A 22,310-nucleotide genomic window follows, 5' to 3' on the forward strand; every position below is an offset into this window, starting at 1 on the left:
TAAGTTCTTTTTTCTGCTTTTAAATTTTCTTCTTAGCTGTCTGAGCACTTTCAACAAATGCTTTGAACATACTCATTAAGAGACTTATTCCTGCTCCCACAACACCGACAAGAACAATGCTCATCACCGAGCCTTCAATCTTGTACATTTCAACATTCCTGAACAGAATGGCTGCAAGGATGAACCCTCCAAAATACGCAAAAGGAGTAACTGCTATATCTAAGGTGCTTGTTGATTCCACGATCCACATCACAAAGACAACCAAAGCTAAAAAAGCAAAAGCGTAGGATACTTTGAAAGGAAAACTAATCCACAGGAGATGAAGGACAGTAGTTATCAAAAATCCCAATATGAATGCATATCCGCTGGCGTTAATATTCCCTTTAACCATGCCAAAAATACCGCCCAGTATTAAACCTCCAAGATAAAGAGGCATGAGTTTTTCCATGGCTGTATATGAAGGATACACCATGACTACCAGAAAAAAGCTTAAGGTAATGCCCAGCCCTCCAAAGCCAAGTATGCTCATAATTTCTTTCTTCATCTTATCACCTTCAGCTTTATTCTTGAGCCATCTTTTAAGTTAAGTTCCCTCCTTAAGTAAACGGGTGCTATAACCTCGGCGATTCTTGGGGGGTGTATGGTTCTTGAGGGTATCACTATGGCACCTTCAATTCCGTTTATTTTAACTCTATAAGCTCTAACATCCCCAAAAGTCCTTCCATTCTTAACAAAGCCTGGGATCAGTATTGGTTTGACGTTGCATAGTGCATCAAAAATAGTCTTTGGAAAAATTATCTTTATGTTGAGTGTGCCGGGATATGGTTCAAATCCAAGATACTCCTCAATTAGGGGGGCATACTGTCTCACATAGTATGCTCCTTCTCCAAGTCCCGAAATAACTTCTCCAATTATCACCCCTTGATATAAAACATTCGAGAGTTGTTCATAAAGCTCTTCCAGATACATCAGAGCTTTGTCAGTCAGCTCGATGCAGGTTTTCTTTCCTTCAACTGTGCGCGTTATATACCCTTCTTTTTCAAGCTCATCAAGCCATCTTAAAACAGTTTGGGGAGAAACCTCGAGCTCCTTTGATAGCTCTCTAAGAGTAATTTTAGCCTTCTCACCAATTGCACCGTTTTTTGCAATCTGTAGGATTAATTTAAGCTTTTTCATTCCCAGCACCCTTTGAAAGTTTATCTGCAATTTTAAGCGGCTTGGGGTAGCCGTTCTCATTTACCCTTTCTACAATTTTTGCTGCAGAGTTCAAATCAATTAAATTTCCAACGCTTACATAAGCTTTTCCCACTTTCACAAGAGAACCCTCTGGATAACCTCTTAAAGGCTTCTTAGCAACTCCAATCGTTGGTTTTTTAAGCAGCAAACCAATGTGAGATGCCAAACCGTAGCCCCTTGGATGAGCTTTGCCGTGTCCCTCAACTAAGAGAACATCAAAGCTTTCTCCTTTGAGTGTTAACAGAATAGGTCTTGTTTCCCTCAAAAAGAAAAATGTTGGGATATATGGAAAATCAACGTTAGTCTCAATGACTTTAGCTTTCAAAATCTCACATGGGGGAAAAGAACACAAAACAAAAGCCGCTTTTGCCTTGTCTTTTTTATATGAAACATCAACTGCACCAATTGTTTTAATTTGCGAAATATCCAATGGTTTTTCAACTATCCTTTTGCTGAGCTTTCTCTGCACTTCAGCAATCTTTTTAAAGTTCACATTAGCCTTGCTCATCCTTTCAAAGCCTCTTCGAGTTTTTCCTCTAAAGCTTTGCTTATCTTTGCTCTCGTTAGGTCTTCAAGAGTACGCTCAAGAATATAGCGCGCTTGATCCTGCTTCTGTCTTATATTAACCAATCCCTTTGGATATTCAAGAGTCATGAGTTCTTCATAAACACTCTCCATGAAATGATAGACTTCCTCTGCTTTTGCAATGTCCCCATTCATGAGCAGAATTAGGAAATATCTCCTCAGCTCACCAATGAAATCTCCAATGCCTAAGACATAATCTGCCCCTGGAATTTCAAGTTCTTCTGGGGAAGGGAAGTCTTGGTCTTTCAGATAGCTGTAAAAGAGCATTGCTTCCACAAATTCCTGATGTGCATTTTGAACATAACCCGCAAAATACAAATCTTGGTGGTTTTTGAGCATCTTCTTAAGGTGTTTAACTAATTCCTGAGCTTTATTGAGTCTTTCCTCAGCCAACTCGAAATCTCCCCTATGAAGAGCCTTTATTGCATCACCGCTTAAACGAACAATATCTCTTGTTGTTTTTAGAGCTTCCTCTCTAAGGGCATCTTTTTCATCAAGAACCTCTCTGATTTTGGTTATTATCTCTGCAATTTTCATCATCTTCACCAAAACTTGTTAGAGGAAAAAACTTAAAAAATATGGGCTTGGCATATCCCACCGCCTTCATCGTCAGCCGTTGTCGGCTTTCCTCGAGCGGCCCCGGAGGCCAAGCCCTGTCTGCCCGGCATCGTCCCTCGCGCTCATAGCTGCCCAAACGCTCACGCGGTCGGGCCACCGGGCAGGGTCGGATGTCCACTATTTTTATCTCCGCCATGAATTTTAAGGATTTTCTCTATTTAATAACTTTCAGTTATATTCTATGCATAAAGATATGCCGAAAAATATATAAACGGACTTTCAGAGCTATGCATGAAAAGCTTCACAGGTGATGCTCATGGCAGAGAAAAAGAGGAATATAGTTGTGGAAGAGCTCATTAGGACTCCAGTAGAGATGCAGAAGGTTGAATTAGTTGAAAGAAAGGGAATTGGACATCCGGACAGCATAGCCGACGGTATAGCTGAAGCGGTAAGCAGGGCTCTTTCAAGAGAGTACATCAAAAGATACGGAATTATACTCCACCACAACACCGACCAAGTTGAAGTTGTAGGCGGTAGGGCTTATCCAAGGTTTGGTGGCGGAGAGGTCATAAAGCCAATATATATCCTTCTCTCAGGTAGAGCCGTTGAGTTCATTGATAGGGAAATGTTTCCAGTCCATGAAGTTGCCATAAAGGCTGCAAAAGAGTATCTGAGAAAAGCTGTTAGACACTTGAACGTTGAGGAACACGTTGTTATTGATTCAAGAATTGGTCAGGGAAGCGTCGATTTGGTAAGCGTATTTAACAAAGCAAAAGAAAATCCAATCCCTCTTGCCAATGATACTTCATTTGGAGTTGGATATGCTCCTCTTAGTGAGACAGAGAAGATCGTCCTTGAGACCGAGAAGCTCTTGAACAGTCCAGAATTCAAAAAGAAGTGGCCGGCTGTTGGTGAAGACATCAAAGTTATGGGCCTCAGAAAGGGAGATGAGATAGACCTTACCATTGCCGCCGCTATTGTTGACAGCGAAGTTGCCAACCCAAAGGAGTACATGGAAGTTAAACAGGGAATTTATGACGCTGTTAAGGAGTTGGTTGAAGAACATACAAGCAGAAAGGTCAACATTTATGTGAACACCGCAGATGATCCAGAAAAGGACATATACTACATAACTGTCACCGGAACATCAGCTGAAGCTGGCGATGATGGCTCAGTTGGCAGAGGTAACAGGGTTAATGGGTTGATTACTCCAAACAGGCACATGAGCATGGAGGCTGCCGCAGGAAAGAACCCAGTCAGTCACGTTGGTAAGATTTACAACCTCCTTGCAATGCTGGTTGCAAATGACATTGCCAAACAGATTGAAGGAGTTCAGGAGGTTTATGTCAGAATTCTCAGCCAGATTGGAAAGCCAATCGATGAACCCTTAGTTGCAAGCATACAGATAATTCCAAAGCAGGGCTACAAGGTCGAGAGCTTTGAGAAGGATGCATATGAAATTGCAGATGAATGGTTGGCAAACATAACAAAAATACAAAGGATGATCATAGAGGACAAGCTGAATGTTTTCTGACTTCCTCTTGACCTTTTAATCTTTGAATAGCAAAATTTTCAAACAGCTGGAGCTCGACCATTCTGCTTGAGGATTCTTAAAAGCTTGGCTTCTTGAGCTAATGCCATAGCCTTCTCTCTCTTAACAACAGCAAGCTTTTTTGAAACACCAACTTTTCTTTGGTACATCATCCTAACAAGCTTGGCTTCTTCAAGCATGAGCAACTCTTTATGTTTCTTGACAACTTCCAATTTTTTCTGAATTAACCTCAAATTCTCCATAACGGTTCACCTGAAAATCTATTATTCACTCCCCCCTTAAAAAACTTTCGTTTAATACCTAAGTTTACTTCGACAATCAACTTAAATAAACCATATCTTTAAAAAGCTGAAGGTTAAATTAATTTCAGGTGAGAAAATGATAATTGCAGTGAGCGGAACCCCTGGAGTGGGAAAGACCACAGTTGCAAAACTTTTGGCAGAAAAACTCGGATACATGTATGTCGACCTCAAGAAATTCGCAATTGGGCATGGGATTGGCGAGATTAAAGGAGATGAGCTTGAGGTTGAAATTGACGAGCTGGCATATTTCATTGAAAAAGAGCTTAAAGGAAAAAACGTTGTTCTTGATGGACATCTGAGTCATTTTATGCCTGCTGACCAGGTTATAATCCTACGCCTGCACCCAAAGATTATTGGGGAAAGATTAAAGGAGAGGGGCTACAGCAGAGAAAAGATAAGTGAAAACGTTGAGGCTGAATTGGTTGATGTCTGCTTAGTTGAAGCCATTGACGAGCATGAGAATGTAATCGAAGTAGATACCACTGGAAAAACACCGGAGCAAGTCGTTGAAGAAATCTTAGATCTTTTGAATAAGGGTGTTAAAAAGAGGGTTGGGATTGTAGATTGGACTCAGGTTTATGAGGAAGTCATCCCGTACTTAAATTTAGGGGGTGAGTGATATGGGACTTGGGTTATGGCTAAGGACTGGCGTATTAATGGCGTTCCTCACCGGATTGCTGATGGCATTAGGATACGTGCTCGGCAGTGAGACAGGGATGATTTTTGCATTTATATTCGCATTAGCTATGAACTTCTTCAGCTACTGGTACAGCGATAAAATCGTTCTCACTTGGTATAGGGCGAGAATAGTTGATGAAATGGAAGCCCCAGAGCTTCACCGCATAGTTGAGGATCTTGCGAGAGAAGCTGGAATACCAAAACCAAAAGTTGCCATAGTACCCACAGAAGTGCCAAATGCATTTGCAACTGGTAGAGATCCGAAGCATGCGGTTGTTGCGGTAACCCAAGGCTTACTGAGAATCTTGGACAGGGACGAGCTTGAGGGCGTGTTAGCTCATGAGATAAGCCACATAAGGAACAGGGATATACTTATTCAGACTTTAGCGGCAGTCTTAGCTGGGGCAATCATCATGATAGCCAGATGGGCCGGCTGGATGCTCTGGCTTGGAGGATTTGGAGGCAGAGACAGGGAAGGTGAATCAGGGAGCATTTTGGGAGCAATAGTTCTGATTATTCTTGCTCCAATAGCTGCAATGATGATTCAGATGGCAATAAGCAGGGCAAGGGAGTATTTAGCAGATGAAAGCGGAGCAAAGATAAGCGGCAAGCCGTGGGCATTGGCGAGAGCACTTGAAAAAATTGAGTATTATGTCTCAAGGAGACCTTTGAGGGATGGCAACCCAGCGACAGCTCATATGTTCATCATAAACCCATTCAGGGGAGCAAGCCTTGCTGAACTGTTCTCAACGCATCCACCGACACAGAAGAGGATTGAAAGGCTCAGGAAGATTGCAGAAGAGATGGGAATGTACTTCTAACGCAGGAGGGGGGAGAAGAATCTCCCCCGTCTCCTATCTTACCACTCCCCTACTCTTTTCTACTATTGGGGAAACTACGTTTTCCTCGCCCTTCCTTAATTGTTTAATTGTGCAACTAAGTCATCGACAAACATTTAAGCGCTTTTATGAAAATTTATTTGGTGGTTGTCATGAAAGCTGTGAAAGCAACTCTTTTATACGATGGATTGGGCAATGTCAAAAAGAACGTCTACATTGTTTTTGACAAAGAAATCAAGAAAATCACAAAAGAGAAGCCCAAAGATGCTGAAATAATGGCGGAAGGAGTTGTAACGCCCGCATTTATTGACGGACACTCACACATTGGGATGGAGCGCTATGGTGAGCCCTATCAGGAGGGAGAAGCAAACGAGCAGATGGATTCAGTTCTGCCCTTAGTTGACGCTTTGTACTCAATTTACATGGACGACAAAGCTTTCAAACACTCAATTGAGTTCGGGGTTCTGTACTCTTCAGTTCTACCAGGAAGCGGAAACATCATCGGAGGAAGGGCTGTTCTGATTAAAAACTATGGAAGGGATATCGAGGATGCATTTATGAAGTACGTCGGCGTTAAAGCGGCTTTTGGGTACAATCCAAGATCGACTAAGGAGTGGAAGGGAACAAGGCCGAGCACAAGGATGGGAGCAATTGGAATTCTTCTGAATTGGCTCATAAAGACACAGAAGACGATTACTTTGCTTGACAAAGGTAAGAAAGAGCCTGAGGAAATTGAACCAACTGTTGAAGCACTAATCCCAGTTTTAAAAGGAGAGGAACCGCTGAGAGTTCACGTACACAAAGAGGACGATATAGCAGCATTGCTCATGATAAAGCGCAAGTTTGGACTTAAGATAACCATCGAACATGCGGGTGATGTTCACAGCAAAGAGACGTTTGAAAAGATCAAGAAAGAGAATGTTCCATTGGTTTATGGTCCATTCGATTCTCTGCCATACAAGGTTGAGCTGAAGCATGAAGACTGGAAGAATGCTAAATACCTCATTGAAGTGAAGCCCCTCTTTGGGCTTATGAGTGATCACCCGGTAACACTTCAAGCAAATCTTTACCTCCAGCTTAGGCACTTCATAAGGTTGGGGATGAGCAAGGAAGAGGCGATAAAGATCATAACATACAACAATGCTAAAATCCTTGGAGTAGATGACATTTTAGGAAGCATCGAGAAGGGCAAGTGGGCGTCATTGGTTGTCTGGAGCGGTGACCCGTTCCACATGGAGAGCTATCCCACGCACGTGTTCGCTGAGGGCGAATTAATTCATGAGTGGGAGGTTTAGTTTCTTTTCTCTTTTCGTTCACATTTTGTGAACGGATCATTTATGATTTGTGAACTTTCGGAAAAGATTTGGCAGCTTTTTCCAATTCTTATAAACTTTCTGAATTTTGCAATCTTCTCAATCTTGGAATGAATAACTTTGAACATGGGAGCATATTTTGACACCCCCAATTTTTCTGTTCACTGATGTATCAATTTAACCCGATGTATTTTGTCATTTTTACTTTAAAATTCGAAATACATTACATTTTGTCAAAAATGGTGGTTCATTTTTGGGTAATTTTTGGATAAAATTCAAATTCCTTTCGAAAAATGCTAAATTTTTCCACATAGCTGATCATTATAGGACATGCAAGTGTATTAAAGTACTATCTTTGGGGGTGATACAATGAAATTCTATATCTGCAGGGAGAAAGAAGAGCCAAAAGAAGAAAGGATTGCAATTGTCGGGACAGGTCCAGCAGGACTTTCCGCTACGGGCTACTTAGCTTGCAAAGGCTACCAGGTGGAAGTCTTTGACAAGATGCCAGAAGGAGGGGGTATGGTTGCATTTGGGATTCCCGAATCAAGAATTCCAATAAAAAGTGTGAGAGAAGGTGTTAAAGATTTGGAGAGACTTGGGATAAAGTTCAATTTCAGAACTAAAGTCGTTTATGATAACTTGAGAGATCTTGGTGATGAGTTCGTTGAGAGAGTTGTTTATTTGGAGGAACTGCTGGAGGATTTTGACGCTCTATTGATAGCAACAGGGGCTTGGAGGCCGAAAAAACTTAAAATTGATGGCATTGAACTTAAGGGAGTATGGGATGCTCTAACATTGCTCTACAAGATAAAACTTGCGAGAATAGGCTACATCCCTTGGAGTGCTGTTCCAGAGATGAGAGGTAAGGAGGTTGTGATAATTGGAGCTGGCTATACAGCGGTTGATGTTGCCTTAGAGACAAAAAGTTTGGGGGCTAAAAAGGTGACAATGGTCTACCGCAGAGGACTTGAGGACAGCTATGCGAAGACTGAAATAAAGAAATTGATTAGTGAGGGAGTTAGTTTCATAGGGTTTGCCACTCCTGCAAGAATTCTCGGAGAAGATGAAATTAAAGGGGTAGAATTTGTTAAAACTAAGATAGTGAATGGGAAAGTAATTCCAACAGGTGAGACCTTCCAGCTAAGCACCGACATCTTTGTATACGCTATAGGACAGTTCCCAACACCGCCAATAAAAGCGCTGATATGTGCAAATGAAAAAATTTTAAGAAATGCTGGAATATTCTTAGCTGGGGATGTTATTGTACCAAGAAACATTGGGACGGCAATACGAGAAGGTATTAGGGTCGCTAAAGAGATTGAAGAGTGGCTGAAGTCAAAGGAGGAAAGACCAAGAGCACTATTCATAAGAAGCTTTCTCTTCTCCCAAAGATCTGAGATTTGGCAAAATTGTTGAATTCCTACTTCCTTTTTACAGATTAATACTTTCCAAAATCTTCTCCTCCCCAAGCGGTAACACTAAAGGCCTTGATAGATGCCTCCTTGCATCTGGTGGGACTTCGTAAATTTTCTTTTGCAGCTTTCTTGGCACCTCAACTGGGATTAAAACTTTAGACATTTTGTAACCGCACTTTTTGCACTTCAGGTAATCTCCCTTGCTCTTCATCGTTCCGCCACATTTTGGGCACTTCGGCTTTCTATACTCAATTTTCTTAGCCAGCTTTACTGGATAAAATTTCTCAAGGTTGAGCGTCAAAACACCTTCAAACTCCTTTACTCCTCCTGCTGCTATAATCTCGTCCCCTTCAATCAACATTCTCACGTATCTCCTGAATCCTTTCGTCGGCTCAAATGCAGCAACCCTCAGCCTTCCAGTTCCATCGTCAACTTCAAAGAAGACGTGCCTTCCCTTCTCCCAGTAACTCTTTACAACTTTTGCTTTAATTACAGCATTATCGAATTGTTTAAGCTCTGCAATCTTTTTGAACCTTAAATGTTCATCCGTGCTTTGATTCGTCTTGAAAATCTGATAAAATTCGACTGGCTCTTCGATTGTTATGCTCTCAAAAGCCAGAAGAACCTTATTTTTGTCAATTCCTCTAATGCCAACCAGAACAGGGTCTTTACCGCGGGGAGTAATTAAAACCGAGCCCTTATATGGATCAACATTATCGTATGTGAAGGGATAAAACTGCTTATCCATTTCAAAAACGCTCTCTTTGCTCACCTTTCTTAGAGTTCCCCAAAGCTCTCTTTTCCTATATGCTAAAAGCTCGTAAGTGGACTCTTTGAGAGGATGCCCAATTGCTGCTAATGCTCCGACTATCCCTCTTCCAAGTTTAAATTTGTAGATTTCAGCATCAACCTCTTTAGCAACTTTCTCTGCCTCGTCAATACTTACGTGCTCCCAGATAGCCCGGTAAGTAAACTCAGTCAGCTCTTCTGGAATTTCCCCCTCCAAAAACACCACACCTGGATTCGTGTTCTCATGAGTTAGATCGGCAAGTTCTTCAACAAATTCAAGAACAAGCCTCTTAATCTTTGGAACATCTTCTTCATCAGCTTCAAAGCTCATTGCAACTGCACCATTCCCTCTCGTCTTGTAGGGAACGTTGGGGTTCAACCTAATCAGCTTTGGCAAATCTAAAGGCTCCGCTAACTTGGAGATCTCCTTATAGAGCAGAGCCCCTAAATAAGTTGTGCACATGCCATTTGGTGAGTCAGTGTCGTCGAGACCTATGTGGAGCATCATCAAAGCGTAGAAAAGAAGAGAACGTTAAAAGCTTTCCCATTCATCCTTAAACAGCTCGTAAAATAAAACATCAGCAAAGCCTTCCTCTGGGATATGGACGTGCTTTTTTAGCCGTCCCACGAGCTTAAAGCCGTTCTTTTCAAGAACCCTTTGCGAAGCTACGTTGTATTCATAAACCCTTGCATAAACCTTCCTTAGATTGAGCCATTTGAAGCAGTACTCCAAGACCAATTCCACTGCTTCCGTTGCATATCCTTTCCCCCAGTACTGCTTGCTCAAAAAGTATCCTATTTCAGCATGCCCATTCTTATGATTAATCTTATGAACTCCAATCAATCCAACGAGAGAGTCGCTCCTATTTTCAATAACTGCAAAAACTCTGTGTCTCTCTTTTTCCCTCCTAATTCTCTCGTACCATTCTACCTCATCTTCAAAGTAGAACACAGCATCTGGTGAAGATAAATATCTCCTCACATCTCTGTCGTTGTACCATAGCCAAACCTTCGGTATGTCCTCTCTCAATAGAACGCTGAGAGAAACCCTCCTCCCAGTTAGGATTATAGGTCTCTGCATACCATACACCTTAAATTTTTAAGTTCTTTTTCCTATTTATAAATGATGATGGAAAAGGAGAGATTGATTAGAGTCGTCGAGAGCATCTTGCGAGGCACAGGATTTAGAACCGCGAGAATGGAGTTTAAGGGTGCATGCTTTGACTTAGTGGCGAGTAGGTTATTCTTATTGCTTTTTATCAAAGTTTTACAGAACATTGACACGCTCACAAAAGAGCAGGCTGAGGATTTAAAGCGCCTGGCTAAGTTCTTCCAAGCTTCTCCGCTCATAGTTGGGCTCAAGACAAAAAACGATGAACTTGAGGAAGGGGTAGTTTACGAGCGCTTTGGAATCTACGCATTGAATCCACAAACCCTCTACGATGTGATAGTTGAAAATGAACTGCCGGCAATCTTCGCTGAAAGAGGGGGCTTTTACGTCAAAATTAATGGAGAGTATCTCAGATATTTGAGGGAGAAGTATGGATACAGCATTGGTGAACTTGCCGAGCTATTGGGAGTTTCAAGAAAAAGCCTGCAGAATTATGAAAGAGGAGAACAGGCTGTCAGCTTAGATGTTGCCATTAGATTGGAGGAGATATTCAACGAACCTCTGGCTAAGCCTATTGATATCCTCCATGCAAAAGTTGAAGCTAAGCTTGACGTAAAGCCAGAGAACGAGCTTGAAAGGGAAATCTTTGAGCGCTTAAAAGCTCTTGGGATGGGAGTTGTTAAAATTAAAAAGGCTCCATTCAATGCAATTTCGAAAGAGGAGGAGTTCAAGATTTTAACAGGGATAGACCAGAGAAAAACCAAGACAACGATAAAAAGAGCTCAGATGGTTAATGAGGTTAGCAAGATAATCCACAGCGATGGAGTCTTCATTTTGGAAAAAACAAAAACTGAAGTTGTTGGAGAAATTCCACTAATACCTAAAAAAGCCCTCTCAGAAATTAGGGATGCTGATGAGCTAATTGAGATGATTGAAGAGCTGAAGAAAGAGATAAAGAAAAAGGTCCTCAGCTGAAAATTACTTTTTTCCAGATTTCCCTAACTTTATTCACGTATTTTGCTGGTGAAGCAATGAGCACAGCCCATCTTGGAGTTTGTCTTCTCTTTAAGGCATTCGCCAAGGGGGTCACTTTTGTAAGAGGCTGAAGTTCCCCAGTGTGGAGCAATACATTGATTTCCGTGGCTTTTAGTCTTGGTTCACTGAGCATTAGATCGGCAATTGAGAATTCAAGAATCACCTCACCTTCCTTGGCTCCAACAGCGTCCGCCAAGTTCCTCTCGATTTCCTGCCTCCTCTTGACGTTTCTGTATGCGCTTAGCAGTTCTTTCTTCTCCTCTGCAGAGAGCTCATCTGCACTTGCCAGCACAGCTGCTTTGTATATGTCCCTGTATTTAATGCGCCTTGCGATTTCACCGGGATAACCCTCAAGGTCTTCAAGCTCGACAATAACTCTGCAGTCAGTCATCCTCCAGAAGTCCCAAAGGTGTCCTTCCTCAAGGGCAAACTCCAGGGCTCTCGTCAGCATTCCTTCGGCAATTTTAACCGTGTGATGGAAGTAAACCCTTGAATACATCAAAGCTCTGGCAACCATCATCCCCTCTACTGCCTCAATTCCCTTCTCATCCACCACAAGCTGACCGCTATGGATTTTCAGGACTTTTAAAAGCCTTTCAATGTCAATTATTCCGTGAGCAACGCCAGTATAATGGGCATCTCTCATTAGGTAGTCAATCTGATCAACATCAACATCTCCATGGAGCATCTGACCTAAATACTTTTTCTCATACTTGCCTAAAATCAAGTCAGCGACTTCTTTTGGGGAATAGCCATAACTCTCAATTATCTCTGGAATGAACTCTCTACTCTCTATCTCTCCATCAATGATATCTATTTTTCCAAGAATTATGTTTTGACCAAGATGCATGTGGTCGTACTCTTTGACATAGTGCTTGTAAATCTGCTCAAATGTGTGAGAGAACGGCCCATGTCCAATGTCATGTAACAATGCTCCTATTTCAAGTAAAGTTTTCTCATCTTTATCAAGCTCGACCTCTTGGGCAAGCCTCCTCGCTATGTTATAGGCTCCAAGGGAATGCTCAAATCGGGAGTGGTTTGCTCCTGGATACACGAGATATGCCAAGCCAAGTTGCCTTATGCTCCTAAGTCTCTGAAACTCTGGAGTCTTTACTAAATCCAGAATGACTCCCTTGATTTTCATGCTTCCGTGAATGGGATCATGTATAATTTTCCCGTCCACCATCCTCACCTGAAAGAATTTCAGAAAGAGATTTTAAATAGATTTTGGCAATTTGACAATTTATTCCGCTTCGCTGTTGTCTACACAAAAAACTAAGCATCAAAAAGAAAAGAAAAAGTCAAATATCCTTGCCAACAATGAAGATTCTTTTTGTCTTGCCAGGCTTTTGTGGGAGCCCTTCTCTGACTTTTTCTGCTGGGACTGCCTCAATTATGAGCTCAGCCTGTTTTGAATCTTCAACCTCATATCTGACTGGGTTGTTTCCTTCATATATCAGGCTCCTAATTTCGTCTTCTATGCCCACAGGCTTTTCTCCTACATATCCAACCCTTATGATGGCTTTCGGCTTTGGATTGCTGGGTGATAGTGGATGGTAGATAATCACAAAGTCAATTAAGAACGGATATCTGTGAACGATGCTAATAATCTGATCGAGATAAAGCGTTGCTCCTGCCAAGCTTATTGCATCCTTTATTCTGAGTATGCTTTTTATTTCCCCGTTTTCCACCCTTGCCAGATCTCCAGCATCGTAGTTGAACAGAGGCAGACCTGTCAGCTCGCCTTCTTTCATTATCTTCGTTACGTATATCTTGTGATATTCTTTGTATTCCTCTTCTTCGATGCTTTCTAAAACTATTATGGACTCAGGGAATGAGAAGTTGGTTGTCTTTTTCTTTGTTACAATTCTGTATCCCACAGCGCCCTCCTCGGACATTCCGAGTGCGTCTATTATCATTGCATTTGGGAAGTTCTCCAATGTAGCTTTTGCCAGCTCTTCGGTCAGCGTCTCACCTCCAACGAGGATCACCCTGATATCATTGCGGATATCTTCTGGAAGCTTTAGTCCAAGGAGAAATGCTGTTGTTGTTAAAGAAAACAGCACAGTTGGCTTTATTGATCTCAGTTCGTTTATCAACAGATCGGGCATGCGGATGAACTGGATAGGAATCTGGAAGTATGCAACCTTTGCTCCAAGCTCTTCGACAGCTCCATACCCCATGATGCCTGAAGCAGACGGCAGTGGGGGGAAGAAAGATGCTATCCTGTCTCCTTTTTCAAAGTATTCATAAAACCAGGGTATGAATTGCCTTGCAACTCTCCTCTTATCATCTATTGTGTAGGGTATTCTCTTCGGCTGGCCTGTTGTTCCACTTGTCCTTACGATGGTGTAAAAGATATCGTAGTTTTTAATGTAACTCGGCCATACCCTTTCAGTATTATAGAGATCTTTTGGAAGTATGTGAAGGTTGTCAATTTCAGAAGCAAGTGTCTCTGGTGTCATGCTCTCAATATCAATCTTGGAGAATTTTTCTTTCCAAAATTTAGTGGTTTCTGCTGCTTTTTTTGCGGTATACCTTAGTTCTTCAAAATGTTCCGGAGCGGTTTTGCCAACAACCAGCTTTGACATAAAAAACCACCATCATAAATATCTCTGAAAAATATTTAAGGATTTGGGAACTAAATTGATAAGACTTCAATTTTTAATTGGGGATTATACAAAACTTTTAAAAACTTGTGAAACAAAAAAGATTTCATGAGATATGCAGAAGTAAAAGAGATGTACGATGATCCTTTTCATTTAGATGAGAGCTCCGCAATACAGTATCTAAGGAATATCTTTGAATTTCACTTCCAGAACACGCCATACTGGCATGCTGTTGAGAAAAAGCGGGGGATAGATTTGGACTCTATTTTTGAAGGCAGCCTTGAAGAAACTGTTGAGAAAATATTCAATTCCAGTCTCTCTATTGAGAGTGACGAATTAAGAGAAAACTGGCTTGGATTTTTACCAAGAAACTATAAGGGCAAACTTAGATTCTACCAATCCTCTGGAACTACAGGACCGAGGTCTTTTTGTCACTGGGATCATGAATATGTGGATCTGCTTGTTTTTTATCTTCGAAGGGCTCTTGACGAAGTTTATCATCTTGATGAAACGTACAATGATTCTCATCAACTGAGAGCCCTGCTTCACGGACCATACGGCTGGTATCAGGAAGAAATGAGTGAACTGATATGGTCATATGGGGGAATTCTATATTTTGTTGCAACTGAGACTGAGGGCTTAAAGAAAATTCTTGAAAAAGAAGGTATTAAAGCTGCAATGAAATATTTGGCTCCTCTTGTTAGATATACCCAAAGGGTTCTTGAAAGGGATGAAATAAACCTGATAAGAACTGCTGTACAGTTATTGGATATTTTCAAGCCTTTCGGTGAAAATCTTGAAACCATAATGTTGAGCGGTACCAGCACAACGCCTGAAGTGATTAAACATTATCAGGATTACTTTGAAAATTCGGTATTCATTCCCCTTTATGGGTATTTTGCATTTGGAGATGCCATTGGGATGTACACAGAAAAAGAAATACGATATTACCCCAACTACCCCTTCACAGTGATCTTACCTCTTGTTCCTGAGAATGGAAGATACAGGATCGCCAAGTACGGGGAAAGAGGACTAACGGGTATAATCATTGCCAGACCTGAAATATTGATAGTGAAGATTGAAGATGAGTTCATAACGAGGGTTCCTCCCATAAAACCTTTTGAATGGGACGGATTTGCCAACCCAAGTAGGGAGGGAGTGTCATGTTAGGAATGCCTGTATATATTCTTGCTGAAGTTTTACTCGTCATGACACTGGATTTATTAGCGTTTGTGTTTGTTTTCAGAGCATACTTGAAAACCAGAAGAAAATCTGCTCTGGTTTTCTCATTTGCATGGCTTTCAGATTTTCTAACAATACTCTTCGCAGGGTTTAATATGTACGTACTGAATTCATTTTTTATTGCGCTGTTCGGAGCTCTGATTACCTATGGAATACTGATATTTTTAGATGAGGAGAAGGAAGCTTTGCCTCTAACGCAAGTTCAAAAAGCCACTGCTCTACCCCCTCTTTTTGTTATATACTTGGTACTTCTGAAGAATTACGTTGGAATAAACGAGTGGACGTTAATTGTTGGGGGGTCTTGGTTTTTAGCGGGAGGTTTTCTAATTTTTGCAGGCGTTTTCATAAGAAACTTAGTAAATGTATATGAAAAAAGCGTCCGGTATCTCTACTATGGTTTTGTCCTGTTTGGACTTCACCTATTACCATATCCATTCTTTGCACGTGAGGAATGGTACGCTCCAATTGGACTTACAGCATCAACGATTCTAATTGTTTTCTTAACAACGACCATGATACGCTTGGTGTTGTCTCCACGCTTCACGAAGCTATATGAGATCTCTGCCGAATCAAAAGCGAGAAAGATTGACCTAACACCCGGGGTCTTGATTGTAAACCAAAACGAATACAAGCAATTGGAGCTAAAACTCAAAGACATGCCAGCGTTGGCGTTTTTGAGAAACATAACAAATGTTCCAGAGACGTGGGAATACTTCTTTGTCACCACAGTAACTAAGGACGGTTCACAAAAAGTCGTATCCCCAACAGATTTAGCAAAGATAACTGAACTCACATACAGATACCTTAAGGCGGCTGCAGATACTAACACTCCGGGTATTGTAATCATTGACTGTCTGGAGTACCTTTTGGTATATAACGAGCCTACTTCAGTCATGAAGTTTCTCACCAAGCTGAGAGACCTGATCGTAGTTCACAAAGCAACTCTGATTCTGGTTGCCGAAAAATCTGCATTAGGTGATAAAAACTGGGCATTATTAACTAAATTGCTTGGTGGATAAAAGAACTTATAAGCCAATGCAATGAATAATATATTGCCCCTGCGCGAGGACCCCGGGGAGAATGAACCGGGGGGCGATGCGGGGGCAACAGCTCGGTCATAGCGAGGTCCCCACGGGAGAGCCTTCCGCGTTACGGAGCACGATGACCGTGGGTAACCCTGACCGAGCACACTTCTGCCCGCCTGGGTTAACCCGCTTGAGAATGCCGTTCTATGGCTTCAGTGAAGGCGGGGGTTACGGGCGGGCAACATACTCTTTCTTCTAAAAATTAGTGTTGTGTTACAAGTTCATTAATTATCAAAATAGTAGGGGATAGAAAAAGAAACAACAGATGAGCATCAACCCATCATGTTCATGCCGCCCATTCCACCCATGCCCTCCATTCCCTGTCCGGAGCCTTCGCTCTTAACTCTTTTTGCAGCTATGACGTCGTCGATTCTGAGGATCATGATTGCTGCTTCGCTTGCGCTCTTGATTGCCTGCTTCTTAACCCTCACTGGCTCAATGACACCCCTCTCAAGCATATCAGCAGGCTCACCAGCAAAGACATCAATTCCAATTGCTTTACCTTTAGTCTTATGTTCGCTGATGACCTTAACAAGCACATCGATTGTGTCAAGTCCAGCGTTCTCTGCCAATGTCTTGGGGATTATCTTAAGTGCCTCAGCAAATGCCTCAATTGCTAAAGCTTCCTTTCCTCCAACTTGCTTTCCGTACTCATCAAGCCTAATAGAAAGCTCAATCTCAGTTGCACCTCCTCCAGGGAGAATTGCTCCGTCTTCCATGACATCCTTAACGACTTTAACGGCATCTTCAAGGGCTCTTTCCACTTCATCAATGACATGCTCTGTTCCACCCCTGATGAGGATTGTCACTGCCTTTGGATTCTTGCAGCCCTCGACGAAGATCATGCTCTCGCCAGCGATCTTTCTTTCTTCAACGAGCTCCGCATAACCTAAATCTTCTGAAGTCAGGTCTTTTACATTTGTGACGATCTTGGCTCCTGTTGCTTTTGCTAACTTCTCCATGTCGCTCTTCTTGACCCTTCTCACTGCCAGGATTCCAGCCTTAGCCAAATAGTGCTGTGCCAAATCATCAATACCCTTCTGGACAAATACAACATTTGCACCAGTAGCAACAATCTGGTCAACCATGTCTTTGATCATCTTTTCTTCCTGCTCAAGGAATGCATAAAGTTGATCTGGAGCAGTAATATTTATTTTTGCATCAGTCTCAGTCTTTTTAACTTCGAGAGCATCGTTTATGAGTGCAATCTTTGCGTTTTCAACCCTCTTTGGCATCCTTGGGTGGACCTTCTCTTTGTCAATCACAACGCCTTTAATAAGCTGGCTCTCCTCAACGCTTTCTCCTTCCTTCTTCTCAATCTTGATGTTATCAATGTCTACCTCAAACTTGCCGTCCTTTTTCTCTGCAACCTGCTTGACAGCCTCAACTGCAAGCCTTGCTAAATGCTCTCTGTGTGATTCTGCACTCTTACCGGTGATTGCTGTTTTTGCTATCTTCATAAGGGTCTCCTCATTTTCTGGGTCTACTTTTATTGCAATGTCTCCAAGTATCTCTTGGGCTTTTTCAACGGCTAAGGTGTAGCCCTTCACAATTATGCTTGGGTGAATGTTTTGATCAATCAACTCTTCAGCTTTCCTGAGAAGCTCACCGGCAATGACAACTGCTGTGGTTGTACCATCACCGGCTTCCTCATCTTGGGTCTTAGCAACTTCGACCATCATCTTTGCAGCGGGATGCTGAAGATCAATTTTGTCCAAAATAGTTGCACCGTCGTTTGTGATGACGATGTCTCCTAAGCTGTCGACGAGCATTTTGTCCATTCCTTTTGGTCCTAAAGTTGTTCTAACGGTCTCAGCAACAATCCTTGCAGCCAAGATGTTCAACCTCTGGGCATCTCTACCCACATACCTTTGGGTTCCTTCAGGGAGAATAACTATTGGCTGTCCGCCCTGTCCAACAAGCTGTGCCATTTTCTTTTCCTCCTAAGATTTCAATACGCTCTTCATACGTTAGTGTTCTATAAAAAACTTTTGTCCAAAAATTCATATTTTATCTGAAATTTTTGTCAAATTGTCTGAAAAAAGCCGAAGTTAATAGAACAATCACAAAGGAATTAAGATGTGGAAGGTGGATAAGATATTTAACCATGAGATACAAACAAAAAAGAGGTTGGGCATATGGATGAAGTAAAAATTTACGAGATAAGAAAAGACAACATTAGAGCCATGCTTAAAAAAATTGCCGAATACAACTTAGCGGATATTGAGGTTGAAAATCGTGCCTCATTTTTAGATGATATGCTGAAAAGTACTGAAGACAGGCTTAGATACGCCCTTCAAAAGCTGGAAGAGAACGATGCTGATACTGCAAAGTTTATCATAAAGAGCAATGTTGGGATGCTCATAGTAAAAATCGAGGATGTAATAACAATAAGGGTAACAATAAAAGATTACAAAAAATTCGTTGATGATTTTAGACTTGCTAAAGATCAAACAGGTGGTGTTGATGGAACTAATAAAGCAGGGAGCAGAAGCAAAAATATACTTGGCTAAATTTGAAGAGCTTTATTTTCCCTTTAATAATGAAAAAGTAATTATAAAGCATCGCATTTCAAAACGGTACAGGATAAAGGAGATTGATCAAAAACTGAGGAAAGAGAGAACTGTTAGGGAAGCAAGAATCCTACACAGGGCTAAGGAGTTTGGGGTTAGTGTCCCCCATATCTACGAGGTCGATTTGAAGGATATGAAAATTGTCATGGAATTCATTGAAGGAGAGCGTTTGAAAGAGTACTTGGAGAAAATTCCCATAGAGGAACGTTTAAAACTTTGCCGTGAAATTGGAAGACAAATTGGAAAACTGCATGAGGCTGGTATTGTTCACGGAGATTTGACAACATCTAACATGATTTTAAGAGATGGAAAAATTTACCTCATAGATTTTGGGCTGGCAGAGTTTGATAACACACTTGAAGCCCAAGGCGTTGATCTACATCTACTAAAGAGAGCTATGGAAAGCACACACTATAAATGGTTTGAGGAAGGCTTCGAGGTTGTTCTTGAGGGCTATGGAGAGGTTAGAGGTGAAGAGAAAGCCCAGATGCTGAAAGAGAAGATAGGGGAAATCGAAAGCAGAGGCAGGTATGTAAGGGAGAGGAAGTGGATTAAGTGAATGCCCGCCACACCCTCTCAAAAATCTTCTTTTCTTTTCCTCTCTTGGTGCGGTAAAGCTTTTCAACAATCAGCTCTGGGGTGCTTTTACCCAAAACCCCAAACTTTGGCTGTCTGTCAACAATTAGGTTGAGATTTTCATCCAAGCCTTGAGCTTCGATTCCATCAACTCTCGCAAATGGCAGCTCCTTCTTTAAATCCTCGCCCAAATGTGACACAATGATGACGTAGAATCCTTTTTCATAAGCAATCTTCAAGAGCTCCGCTATTATCTTGACAGCAGCTCCGGGTTCGGTTATTGCTTCAAACTCATCAATTAAAATTAACTTTCTTCCATCGCTTGTCAGTGCTCTCACAAAGCTCTTTAAAGCTGTTTCAAAAGCTCCAGCACCGTAAATGGATCGCTTTCGCTTAAAGAAGAAAAGCTCGTCTAAAACCTCGACCCAAGCTTTCTCGGCATTAACTGGAAAGCCCATATGAGTTAAGATAACTATTTGAGAGATAAGCTCAAGCAGTGAAGTTTTTCCACCACTGTTTGCACCTGTCAAAATAACGACCCTCTCACCGTTTACACCATTAAACTCTATTGGAGCCTTTCCAACAACATAACTAACCGGCTGAGGATTCTTAATGAACAGATGCCTCCCATTTATGAAAGCGATTCCTCCTTCAATTAGCTCTGAGAATGTAAATCCTTCTGTAAATTCTTTTACAGCCCTTAAAAACTCCAGCTCATAGGCTCTGTTTATCTCTTCTTTAAGCTTTGGTATGAGGTGCTTTATTTCATCAAGAATTTCACGACTCTTTAAATACAACTCAACTTTGAGTTCCCTTTCCAGTTCTCGATGCAAAGCCTCAATGCTCTCTGGAGGGACTTCTATGGGATAGAGGTTTTCTCGTGAAAACAGTTCAACAGTGAAGTTTAGCTTTTCACTAAGCCTTTTCTCCGCTTCATTTATTTCTTCAAGAATCTCACTCTCAATTTCGCTGAAGTGCTTAAATATTGCATCATAGTTCCCTTCTCTGAGCTCTTTTAGAAATTCTAATAGCTCCTTGCCAGTCAAAGTTAGGCTGAATTTCTCAAGCTTTTCTGCTATCTTTTCGTTTAATCTTCTCTCTTCTTTTGCTATCAGTTCGTCAAGATTTTCAATTAGTTCTCTTCGCTTCATTATTTCCTCTAACTCTCCCAACTTTTTCAAAATTGATTCAGCAACACTCTTTTCTCCAAGAAGGTTAGCAATTTGTGCTAAAGCTTTCAATGTCTCTCTATTCTCCCAAAGAGGCATGATATAGAGCTCAGGAGCAATTTCACTTATGCTAGGTTCGACGTCAATTCCAATTCCCACGGTGCTTAGGATTAAATCATATCCTTCCAAAGGCTCTGTTGAGACTTCACACACTCCCAAAGCTTGGGCTTTTTCTAATTCACTTTCGTCAACGACCAAAAGCCTATCGTGCAGAAAATCCTTTTTAAAACGAATTGGCCTGATTTTTACCAATACCCCTTTCAGTTCTGGTACAATTCTTGAAAAGTTTTCTTTAAAATACTCCTGCCTCCTCAGAATTTCGTCCTTATCATTTGTTGGTTCAAATTTATCAAGATAAGCTAAGCTCTCCTTAAGTTGAATCTTTTTCTTTATTTCTTCACGGATGCTTTTGTAGATTGCTCTCGCTTCGCTGTTGAGCTTCATCTCTTGATGCTTATCGCAAAAGTTTATGAAGATTTTCCCCCGAAATACAACATAAAGTTTAAAATTTTTAATGTGTATTGGTTGTCATGCTGTTTAGGAAACTCATTAGCCCAAGATATCACCTGAGAATTTGGAAGCTGAAATTTGAGAAAGAGAAAATTAAAGGGGGGTTAAGGCTGAGAAGCATTAAGTTCATTGAATTTCACGATAATTCTTACGATGCAGAGCTTAAAATCGACTCCCTTCTTGCCTCTGTGGTTAATGAGAAGTATGTTTACTTGATGAAGTTTGACAGTGGAGATTTGCTTGTAATCAGCGAAAAGCCCTTAACCAAAGAGGGAATTCTAAAGCAAGACGCTTACTTGGTTCGTGATGAAGCCACACTAAAAAAGCTCCTTTTAAGTCAGCGATCTAAGAAATCACGAATACTTGTGGAATTCCAGCCATTTATTGTCTGGTTTCCAGTAGCTGTGATTCTGATGTATCTGTCAAAAAGAATATCTATTCTGGGATTCCTCTTAGCATTCGGTGGGTATTTTGTTATAAAGGAACTCCTCAGGATTTTGGAATACTACATCTTGGGATACTGCAGAGATAGGGAAAAGGAGAATTAAGGATGGTTTCCTTTGATCTTCTCGACAACTCTAATGTCATAAATCCTCGTAACCGGATACTGTCCCTTCTCGTCTTTTTCCACGGCTTTCACCATGTCCCAGATTGTAAGTAAAGCGACACTAACCCCTGTTAAAGCTTCCATCTCAACCCCTGTCTTGTAGTATGCCCTTACTTCACAAGTCGCCTCAATGTAATCTTCTCCAAACTTAAAGCTTATGTCAACACCAGTTAGCGGAATAGGATGGCAAAGGGGTATTATCTCCCAAGTTCTTTTTACTGCCAAAATTCCAGCTATCTGTGCAGCTGCAAGTACATTTCCTTTTTTAGTTTTACCCTCTTGGATAAGCTTTATTGTCTCCGGTTTGAGCCTTATTTTCCCTTTGGCAGTTGCCTTTCTTAACACAACGTCTTTATGGCCAACTTCCACCATTTTAACGCCTTTTTCATCCACATGAGTGAGCTTCATGCAACCACCACTTTTTCTACAATGGAAAAGTATTTAAGCTTTGAATTCTTACAAT

The 22,310-nt window shown here is 41.4% G+C and carries 23 protein-coding genes; 11 read left to right on the forward strand and 12 right to left on the reverse strand.

Going from position 1 to position 22,310, the window contains the following annotated elements; genetic code table 11:
• Nucleotides 1–19 precede the first annotated feature (19 nt).
• The 4 genes from VFC49_RS00975 to VFC49_RS00990 are packed head-to-tail and all read right to left on the reverse strand — an operon-like array spanning nucleotide 20 to nucleotide 2,358.
• Complete coding sequence (locus VFC49_RS00975; RefSeq protein ID WP_324735796.1) at nucleotides 20–544, reverse strand: hypothetical protein; 525 nt, start codon at nucleotides 542–544, stop codon at nucleotides 20–22.
• On the reverse strand, nucleotides 541–1,176 hold the full coding sequence (locus VFC49_RS00980; protein ID WP_324735797.1) for a DUF120 domain-containing protein: 636 nt from the start codon (nucleotides 1,174–1,176) through the stop codon (nucleotides 541–543). The genes VFC49_RS00975 and VFC49_RS00980 overlap by 4 nt, the downstream gene beginning before the upstream one ends.
• Nucleotides 1,163–1,744, reverse strand: a complete 582-nt coding sequence (locus tag VFC49_RS00985; protein WP_324735798.1) for an endonuclease V — start codon at nucleotides 1,742–1,744, stop codon at nucleotides 1,163–1,165. Before VFC49_RS00985 ends, VFC49_RS00980 begins: the two co-directional genes overlap by 14 nt.
• Nucleotides 1,741–2,358 carry a haloacid dehalogenase gene (locus VFC49_RS00990; RefSeq protein ID WP_324736561.1) on the reverse strand — a complete coding sequence of 206 codons (618 nt, stop codon included), beginning with the start codon at nucleotides 2,356–2,358 and terminating at the stop codon, nucleotides 1,741–1,743. The genes VFC49_RS00985 and VFC49_RS00990 overlap by 4 nt, the downstream gene beginning before the upstream one ends.
• A gap of 337 nt (nucleotides 2,359–2,695) precedes the next feature.
• Between VFC49_RS00990 and VFC49_RS00995 the strand changes: the two genes are divergently transcribed.
• Entirely contained in the window at nucleotides 2,696–3,913 is a 1,218-nt protein-coding gene (locus tag VFC49_RS00995; RefSeq protein ID WP_324735799.1) for a methionine adenosyltransferase, read from the forward strand.
• 38 nt (nucleotides 3,914–3,951) lie between these two features.
• Here the strand turns inward: VFC49_RS00995 and VFC49_RS01000 are convergent, their stop codons facing one another.
• Nucleotides 3,952–4,173: a hypothetical protein gene (locus VFC49_RS01000; RefSeq protein WP_324735800.1), complete on the reverse strand. Its 222-nt coding sequence runs from the start codon at nucleotides 4,171–4,173 to the stop codon at nucleotides 3,952–3,954.
• 136 nt (nucleotides 4,174–4,309) lie between these two features.
• Here VFC49_RS01000 and VFC49_RS01005 point away from each other — a divergent pair, with 136 nt between their 5' ends.
• The 4 genes from VFC49_RS01005 to VFC49_RS01020 all read left to right on the forward strand — a co-directional run bounded on the left by VFC49_RS01005 (nucleotide 4,310) and on the right by VFC49_RS01020 (nucleotide 8,482).
• Nucleotides 4,310–4,852 carry an adenylate kinase family protein gene (locus tag VFC49_RS01005; RefSeq protein ID WP_324735801.1) on the forward strand — a complete coding sequence of 181 codons (543 nt, stop codon included), beginning with the start codon at nucleotides 4,310–4,312 and terminating at the stop codon, nucleotides 4,850–4,852.
• A 1-nt stretch (nucleotide 4,853) separates the two neighbouring features.
• Entirely contained in the window at nucleotides 4,854–5,732 is an 879-nt protein-coding gene (htpX, locus tag VFC49_RS01010) for a zinc metalloprotease HtpX (RefSeq protein ID WP_324735802.1), read from the forward strand.
• 170 nt (nucleotides 5,733–5,902) lie between these two features.
• A complete protein-coding gene (locus VFC49_RS01015) occupies nucleotides 5,903–7,045 on the forward strand; it encodes an amidohydrolase (RefSeq protein WP_324735803.1) in 1,143 nt (380 codons plus the stop codon).
• A gap of 387 nt (nucleotides 7,046–7,432) precedes the next feature.
• Nucleotides 7,433–8,482, forward strand: a complete 1,050-nt coding sequence (locus VFC49_RS01020; protein WP_324735804.1) for an FAD-dependent oxidoreductase — start codon at nucleotides 7,433–7,435, stop codon at nucleotides 8,480–8,482.
• Nucleotides 8,483–8,497: 15 nt separating this feature from the next.
• On the opposite strand, the gene tiaS is transcribed toward VFC49_RS01020, so the two are convergent.
• Nucleotides 8,498–9,778 carry a tRNA(Ile2) 2-agmatinylcytidine synthetase TiaS gene (gene tiaS, locus VFC49_RS01025; RefSeq protein WP_324735805.1) on the reverse strand — a complete coding sequence of 427 codons (1,281 nt, stop codon included), beginning with the start codon at nucleotides 9,776–9,778 and terminating at the stop codon, nucleotides 8,498–8,500.
• A 24-nt stretch (nucleotides 9,779–9,802) separates the two neighbouring features.
• Nucleotides 9,803–10,351, reverse strand: a complete 549-nt coding sequence (locus VFC49_RS01030) for a GNAT family protein (protein WP_324735806.1) — start codon at nucleotides 10,349–10,351, stop codon at nucleotides 9,803–9,805.
• A gap of 48 nt (nucleotides 10,352–10,399) precedes the next feature.
• On the opposite strand from VFC49_RS01030, the gene VFC49_RS01035 reads away from it, so the two are divergent.
• The gene (locus tag VFC49_RS01035) at nucleotides 10,400–11,356 is read left to right on the forward strand and encodes a transcriptional regulator (RefSeq protein WP_324736562.1); all 957 of its coding nucleotides are present in this window, start codon (nucleotides 10,400–10,402) and stop codon (nucleotides 11,354–11,356) included.
• Here VFC49_RS01035 and VFC49_RS01040 read toward each other — a convergent pair.
• Together VFC49_RS01040 and VFC49_RS01045 are read right to left on the reverse strand one after the other, a co-directional pair.
• The gene (locus tag VFC49_RS01040; protein ID WP_324736563.1) at nucleotides 11,349–12,599 is read right to left on the reverse strand and encodes an HD domain-containing protein; all 1,251 of its coding nucleotides are present in this window, start codon (nucleotides 12,597–12,599) and stop codon (nucleotides 11,349–11,351) included. The genes VFC49_RS01035 and VFC49_RS01040 overlap by 8 nt on opposite strands.
• Nucleotides 12,600–12,717: 118 nt before the next feature.
• Entirely contained in the window at nucleotides 12,718–14,007 is a 1,290-nt protein-coding gene (locus VFC49_RS01045) for an AMP-binding protein (RefSeq protein ID WP_324735807.1), read from the reverse strand.
• Between the two features lie 126 nt (nucleotides 14,008–14,133).
• Between VFC49_RS01045 and VFC49_RS01050 the strand changes: the two genes are divergently transcribed.
• Both VFC49_RS01050 and VFC49_RS01055 read left to right on the forward strand, forming a co-directional pair.
• Nucleotides 14,134–15,195, forward strand: a complete 1,062-nt coding sequence (locus VFC49_RS01050; RefSeq protein ID WP_324735808.1) for a hypothetical protein — start codon at nucleotides 14,134–14,136, stop codon at nucleotides 15,193–15,195.
• Complete coding sequence (locus VFC49_RS01055) at nucleotides 15,189–16,286, forward strand: DUF835 domain-containing protein (protein ID WP_324735809.1); 1,098 nt, start codon at nucleotides 15,189–15,191, stop codon at nucleotides 16,284–16,286. Before VFC49_RS01050 ends, VFC49_RS01055 begins: the two co-directional genes overlap by 7 nt.
• Before the next feature lie 338 nt (nucleotides 16,287–16,624).
• On the opposite strand, the gene thsB is transcribed toward VFC49_RS01055, so the two are convergent.
• Complete coding sequence (thsB, locus tag VFC49_RS01060) at nucleotides 16,625–18,283, reverse strand: thermosome subunit beta (RefSeq protein ID WP_324735810.1); 1,659 nt, start codon at nucleotides 18,281–18,283, stop codon at nucleotides 16,625–16,627.
• 207 nt (nucleotides 18,284–18,490) lie between these two features.
• On the opposite strand from thsB, the gene VFC49_RS01065 reads away from it, so the two are divergent.
• Nucleotides 18,491–18,865, forward strand: a complete 375-nt coding sequence (locus VFC49_RS01065; protein ID WP_324735811.1) for a hypothetical protein — start codon at nucleotides 18,491–18,493, stop codon at nucleotides 18,863–18,865.
• Complete coding sequence (locus tag VFC49_RS01070; RefSeq protein WP_324735812.1) at nucleotides 18,819–19,484, forward strand: Kae1-associated kinase Bud32; 666 nt, start codon at nucleotides 18,819–18,821, stop codon at nucleotides 19,482–19,484. Before VFC49_RS01065 ends, VFC49_RS01070 begins: the two co-directional genes overlap by 47 nt.
• Here VFC49_RS01070 and VFC49_RS01075 read toward each other — a convergent pair.
• The gene (locus VFC49_RS01075; protein ID WP_324735813.1) at nucleotides 19,477–21,174 is read right to left on the reverse strand and encodes an endonuclease MutS2; all 1,698 of its coding nucleotides are present in this window, start codon (nucleotides 21,172–21,174) and stop codon (nucleotides 19,477–19,479) included. The genes VFC49_RS01070 and VFC49_RS01075 overlap by 8 nt on opposite strands.
• 86 nt (nucleotides 21,175–21,260) lie before the next feature.
• Here VFC49_RS01075 and VFC49_RS01080 point away from each other — a divergent pair, with 86 nt between their 5' ends.
• Nucleotides 21,261–21,788 (forward strand): hypothetical protein, encoded by a 528-nt coding sequence (locus VFC49_RS01080; RefSeq protein WP_324735814.1) that lies wholly within the window; start codon nucleotides 21,261–21,263, stop codon nucleotides 21,786–21,788.
• Here VFC49_RS01080 and moaC read toward each other — a convergent pair.
• Complete coding sequence (moaC, locus tag VFC49_RS01085) at nucleotides 21,785–22,255, reverse strand: cyclic pyranopterin monophosphate synthase MoaC (protein ID WP_324735815.1); 471 nt, start codon at nucleotides 22,253–22,255, stop codon at nucleotides 21,785–21,787. The two genes, VFC49_RS01080 and moaC, sit on opposite strands and share 4 nt — an antisense overlap.
• Nucleotides 22,256–22,310 lie beyond the last annotated feature (55 nt).

This window comes from Thermococcus sp. SY098 (assembly GCF_035621495.1).
Taxonomy (GTDB): Archaea; Methanobacteriota_B; Thermococci; order Thermococcales; family Thermococcaceae; genus Thermococcus_B.